Annotated in this window: 6 protein-coding genes; all 6 read left to right on the top strand. The window is 74.0% G+C overall.

Features of this window, described 5'->3' with window-relative positions; genetic code table 11:
* Window positions 1-237: hypothetical protein (locus MEICH_RS0104925; RefSeq protein ID WP_027891686.1), on the top strand; the 237-nt coding region annotated here is incomplete at its 5' end.
* Window positions 234-1,556, top strand: coding sequence for a Pvc16 family protein (locus tag MEICH_RS0104920; protein WP_027891685.1), 1,323 nt, complete (start codon window positions 234-236; stop codon window positions 1,554-1,556). The genes MEICH_RS0104925 and MEICH_RS0104920, both read left to right, overlap by 4 nt.
* Window positions 1,553-3,421 carry an ATP-binding protein gene (locus MEICH_RS0104915; RefSeq protein WP_027891684.1) on the top strand — a complete coding sequence of 623 codons (1,869 nt, stop codon included), beginning with the start codon at window positions 1,553-1,555 and terminating at the stop codon, window positions 3,419-3,421. Before MEICH_RS0104920 ends, MEICH_RS0104915 begins: the two co-directional genes overlap by 4 nt.
* Window positions 3,422-3,564: 143 nt before the next feature.
* Window positions 3,565-3,804: a hypothetical protein gene (locus tag MEICH_RS28425; protein WP_157202615.1), complete on the top strand. Its 240-nt coding sequence runs from the start codon at window positions 3,565-3,567 to the stop codon at window positions 3,802-3,804.
* Complete coding sequence (locus MEICH_RS0104905) at window positions 3,801-4,541, top strand: M35 family metallo-endopeptidase (protein ID WP_157202614.1); 741 nt, start codon at window positions 3,801-3,803, stop codon at window positions 4,539-4,541. Before MEICH_RS28425 ends, MEICH_RS0104905 begins: the two co-directional genes overlap by 4 nt.
* Window positions 4,542-4,559: 18 nt before the next feature.
* On the top strand, window positions 4,560-5,051 hold a 492-nt coding region (locus MEICH_RS26925; protein ID WP_027891681.1), incomplete at its 3' end, for an eCIS core domain-containing protein.

Here is a 5,051-nt window from a genome sequence, read left to right as displayed (position 1 = left end):
GCGCTGCTGGGGCGGCAGGTCAGCGAAGAGCACGGCTCGAGCCTCTTCCCGGCCCCGCGGCAGCACGTGAGCCTGCCGGAAGCCCGGCCCGCCGCGCCGGAGGCCCCGGTCATCCGAGTCCACATCGGGCGCGTCGAGGTGCGGGCGCTGTTCGGCCCGCCGCCCGAGGAGCCCAAGGCCAAGGCCGCCCCGCAGGGGCTGAGCCTCGAGGACTTCCTCAAGGGGAGAGGCCGATGAGCAACGCCCTCGCCATCACCACCGTCAGCGCGCTGTTGCAGTGGCTGCTCGCCAACCGCTTCGGCCAGCCCGACGTCTCGCTGGGCGGGCAGGTCAAGGTGACCGCCCAGCCCCCGGACCAGGTCAAGGTGGAGGGCAACGGGCTCTTGCAGCTCAACCTCTTCCTCTATCAGGTCAGCCCCAACCCCGGCTGGCGCAACGCGGGGCTCCCGGCCCGCGACGAGCGCGGCGACCGGGTGAGCAACCCGCCGCTGGCCCTCGACCTGCACTACCTGCTCACCGCCTACGCCAACTCCAACCTCCACGCCGAGGCCCTGCTGGGCTACGCCATGCAGGTGCTGCACGAGATGGGGGTGCTCACGCGCGATTACATCCGAAGCAGCATCCAGGCCATCGCCTCCGACGCCACGGTGCCGCTGGAGATCAGGAGCAAGCTGGGCGAGGTGGGGCTGGAGCGGCAGCTCGAGCAGATCAAGCTCAGCCCCGAAGCACTCTCGACCGAGGAGCACTCGAGGCTGTGGTCGGCGATGCAGGCCAAGTACCGGCCCACCGTGGCCTACCAGGTCTCGGTGGTGCTCATCGAGGCGCAGCGCCCCACGCGGGTGGCGCTGCCGGTGCGCCCGGAGGGGGTGGGGGTCTATGCCCGGCCCTTCCGCTTCCCGCGGCTCGAGGCCGTGCGGGCCAAGCCCGCCGCCAACGCCGAGCTGCTGCCCCCCTCCGAACCCATCCTCGCCGGCTACCACCTGGTGCTGCAGGGGCAGAGCCTGCGCGGCGAGGTCACGCGGGTGCGGCTGGGCGGGCAGAGCCTCACCCCGGCGCAGGTGAGCGACACCGAGGTGAGCTTCCCGCTGCCCGCGGGCCTGCGGGCCGGGCCCCAGACCGTGGCGGTGCAGCAGCAGCTCCTGCTGGGTGAGCCGCCCGCGACCTTCACCCGCCCCGGCGAGGCCTCCAACCCGCTGGCCTTCCTGCTCAGCCCCGGCGTGAGCGCGGCCAAGATGGGGGGGGACCTCGAGCTCACCTTCACCCCCCGCGTGGGGCGCGACCAGCGGGTCACGCTGCTGCTCAACGAGTTCGACCCCACCCCGCCCGCCGACCGGCCCCTGCGGGCCTACAGCTTCCCCGCCCCGCCCCACAACGGCATCGCCAACCCCAACCAGCCCGACACCGACCGGATCACCTTCGCCCTCAGCGGCGTGGAGGGGGGGGATTATCTGGTGCGGGCCGAGGTGGACGGGGCCCATAGCCCGCTGGCCCGCGACCTCAACCCCCTGAGCCCCACCTTCGGGCTCTACGTGCAACCCCGGGTGAGCCTGCCATGACCGCCACCGCCCAGAGCTGGCCCCAGGCCAACCAGCGCTACCTGATGGCCGCGCTGGGGGTGGTGCGGGCGCGCCTCGAGGCCCCCTCCGAGCTCCCGGCGGCGCAGAACGCCCTGCTCGAGGCCGCCCAGGCCCTGCCCGCCCCGGCGGCGCTGGAGACGCTGGGGCAGGCCTTCGGGCTCTCCCCCTTCGAGCGCGAGGTGCTGCTGCTGTGCGCCGGTCCGGAGCTGGACTCCAGCTTCGCCCAACTGCTGCAGAAGGACCCGCTGCGGCCCTTCCCCAGCTTCGGGCTGGCCCTGGCGACGCTGAGCGAGCCCCACTGGAGCGCGCTCTCCCCGGCGGGGCCGCTGCGGCGCTGGCGGCTGGTGGAGCTGTCGGGGACCAACCTCACCCAGGGGGCCCTGCGCCTGGACGAGCGCGTCCTGCACTACCTCACCGGCACCGACTACCTCGACGAGCGGCTGTGGGGCTACCTCCAGGCCCCGCCCGCGCCCGCCGCCCTGGTGGCCTCGCAGCAGGCCCTGGCTGACCGGGTGGTGGCGGCCTGGCTCGAGCAAAGCCCCCCGCCGGTGGTCCAGCTCTACGGCGGCGAGGCCGCCGACCGCCAGGCCGTCGCCGCGCGGGCCACGCTCGAGCTGGGCCTGCGCCTGCTGCGGCTGCCGGTCGAGCTGCTGCCGGCCAACCCTGCCGACCTCGAGGGCCTGCAACGGCTGCTCGAGCGCGAGGGGGTGCTGGGGGGCTGCGCCTACGTGCTCGAGGCCGAGGGCGAACACCTGCCGCTGCTGCGGCGCTTCGTCGAGGGGCTGGGTTCGCACGTCCTGACCTCCACGCGCGAGCCGCCACCCCCCCTCGAGCGCCCCGCCCTGCGGCTCGAGGTGCGCCCGCCCACCCCCGCCGAACAGCTCGAGCTGTGGCAACGGGGCCTGGACGAAGCCGAGGCCGCCGCGCTGGCCTCGCAGTTCAACCTCAGCGCCCGGGCCATCCAGGACCTCCTCGGCCAGACCCCCCCGCCCCCCGACCTCTGGCAGGCCTGCCGCCTGCACGCCCGCCCCCGGCTGGAGGACCTGGCCCAGCGCATCGAGGCCACCGCCGCCTGGGCCGACCTGGTGCTGCCCGCCCACGAGCAGCGGCTGCTGCAGGAGCTCGCCGCCCAGGTGCGGCAGCGCTCGAGGGTCTACGAGCGCTGGGGCTTCGCCCGCAAGGGGCAGCGGGGTTTGGGGATCAGCGCGCTCTTCGCCGGCCCCAGCGGCACCGGCAAGACCCTCGCCGCCGAGGTGCTCGCCGCCGAGCTGGGCCTGGACCTCTACCGCATCGACCTCGCCCAGGTCGTGAGCAAGTACATCGGCGAGACCGAGAAGAACCTGCGCCGGGTCTTCGACGCCGCCGAGGGCGGCGGGGCCATCCTGCTCTTCGACGAGGCCGACGCCCTCTTCGGCAAGCGCTCGGAGGTCAAGGACTCGCACGACCGCTACGCCAACCTCGAGGTGAGCTACCTGCTGCAGCGCATGGAGCAGTACCGGGGCCTGGCCATCCTCACCACCAACCTCAAGGAGTCCCTCGACAGCGCCTTCCTGCGGCGCATCCGCTTCGTGGTGCAGTTCCCCCACCCCGACCCCGCGCAGCGCGGCGAGATCTGGCGGCGGATCTTCCCGCCCGAGACCCCGCTCGAGCCCCTGGACTACGGCCTCCTGGCCCGCCTCAGCGTGACCGGGGGCAACATCCGCAACATCGCGCTCTACGCGGCCTTCCTGGCCGCCGAGGAGGGGGTGGCGGTGGGGATGCGCCACCTCAAGCGGGCGGCGCAGGTGGAGTACGGCAAGCTCGAGCGCCCCCTCACCGAGGCCGAGATCGGGGGTTGGGGATGAGGGAATACGCCGAACGCGGGACGCCGGACGCCGGACCCCAGGGGGCGTCGAGGGGGAATACCGCCGATGGCCGATGGCCGATAGCCGATAGCCAGAGGCATACCGAACGCTTCGCCGGCGTCGAGGTTCACATCGAGAGCCTGGTGCTGCACGGCTTCTCGCCGCTCGAGCGCCACCGCGTGGCCGAGGCGGTGCGGCTCGAGCTGGCCCGGTTGTTGCGGGAGGGGGGGCTGCCGCTCGAGGAAGCGGGCGAAGTGGCCCGGCTGGACGCGGGGGCCTTCACGGTCGCGGCGGGAGCGGGGGCCGAGCAGGTCGGGGCTCAGGTGGCGCGGGCGGTGTACCGGGGGCTCAGCCCCGCGGCGGAGGGAGGGAAAGCGCCGTGAGGGAAGCCCTGCGCAAGCCCCCGGCTCCGCGCCCCGGCTTCCGCCCGGCGGCTCGAGACGCCCGTTCGCAGCGCCGCTGCGCCTGCGGGGGCGTGGCCGGTCCTACCGGCGAGTGCGAGCAGTGCCGCGAGCGGCGGCTGCGAAACGCCGGGCGGGATTCCGCCCCCGCTCACAGCTTCGGCAGGGTGGAGGCGGGCGTTCCGCGGCGTCCGGTCAGGGTGCCCGGCGGCCCGGCCAACAGCTTCGAGGACTGCCCGGCCGACTGGCGGCGCCAGGCCAACGCGGCGGTGGAACTGGGGCGCCAGTGGGTCGCCAACGTGCTGCTGGGGCTGAACAACCTCCCCAGCCCCATCCCCGCCCCCGTAGCCAACCTGCTCAACCGCCACTTCCACACCACCTACAGCGGCGACATCCGCGCCATGCTGCGGGTCTTCGGCAAGGTCCAGAAGGCCCTCGAGGCCCGGATCGACTTCGAGTGCGAGACCCGCTGCGACGACAACGTCGCCGCCTACGTCTACACCATCTGGACCGACGTGCACCTGTGCCCCGTTTGGTACGGCCAGAACGCCCGCGGGAAGGCCAACACCATCGTCCACGAGCTGGCCCACGACGCCGCCGGGCGCGACGACAAGGCCTACGTCTGGGAGGCCAGGTACGCCCGCCTCTCGGTGGACGAGGCCCTCGACAACGCCGATTCCTACTCCTGTTTCGCCGAGGACGCGTTTTACGGGCCCTAGTGGCCGGGAGAGCCTGCGATGGAGAAAGCCCTCGCCAAGCCCCAAACCCCCGCGACCAGCCCCGCCGCCGGCCAGCGGCCCGTGCTCCGGCGCAAGTGCGCCTGTGGGGGCACCCCTGGCCCGACCGGGGAGTGCGAGAACTGCCGCCGCCGGCGCCTGGCTTTGCGGCGCCAGGGGCTCGAGCTGCCCACCCCGCACAGCGTCCCGCCCGTCGTGCACGAGGTGCTGCGCTCACCGGGGGAACCGCTCGAGCCGCAGACCCGCGCCTTCTTCGAACCCCGCTTCGGCCACGAGTTCGGGCGGGTGCGCGTCCACGCCGACGCCCGGTCCTCGGCCTCGGCGGAGGCCGTGAACGCGCTGGCCTACACCGTGGGGCCGGACGTGGTCTTTGGCCGGGGCCAGTACAGCCCCCACACCGCCGCGGGGCGGGAGCTCATCGCGCACGAGCTGGCCCACGTCGTGCAGCAGGAGCGCCTGCCCGCGGGCCCGCCCTCCGGCATCGGCTCCCCC

The organism is Calidithermus chliarophilus DSM 9957, assembly GCF_000430045.1.
In the GTDB taxonomy this organism is placed as follows: Bacteria; Deinococcota; Deinococci; order Deinococcales; family Thermaceae; genus Calidithermus; species Calidithermus chliarophilus.
This window is presented reverse-complemented; position numbering and strand designations above follow the sequence as displayed.

Coding starts and splice junctions, on each gene's coding strand:
- MEICH_RS0104915 (WP_027891684.1), top strand. CDS start 1,553: ATGACCGCCACCGCCCAGAGCTGGCCCCAGGCCAACCAGCGCTACCTG.
- MEICH_RS0104920 (WP_027891685.1), top strand. CDS start 234: ATGAGCAACGCCCTCGCCATCACCACCGTCAGCGCGCTGTTGCAGTGG.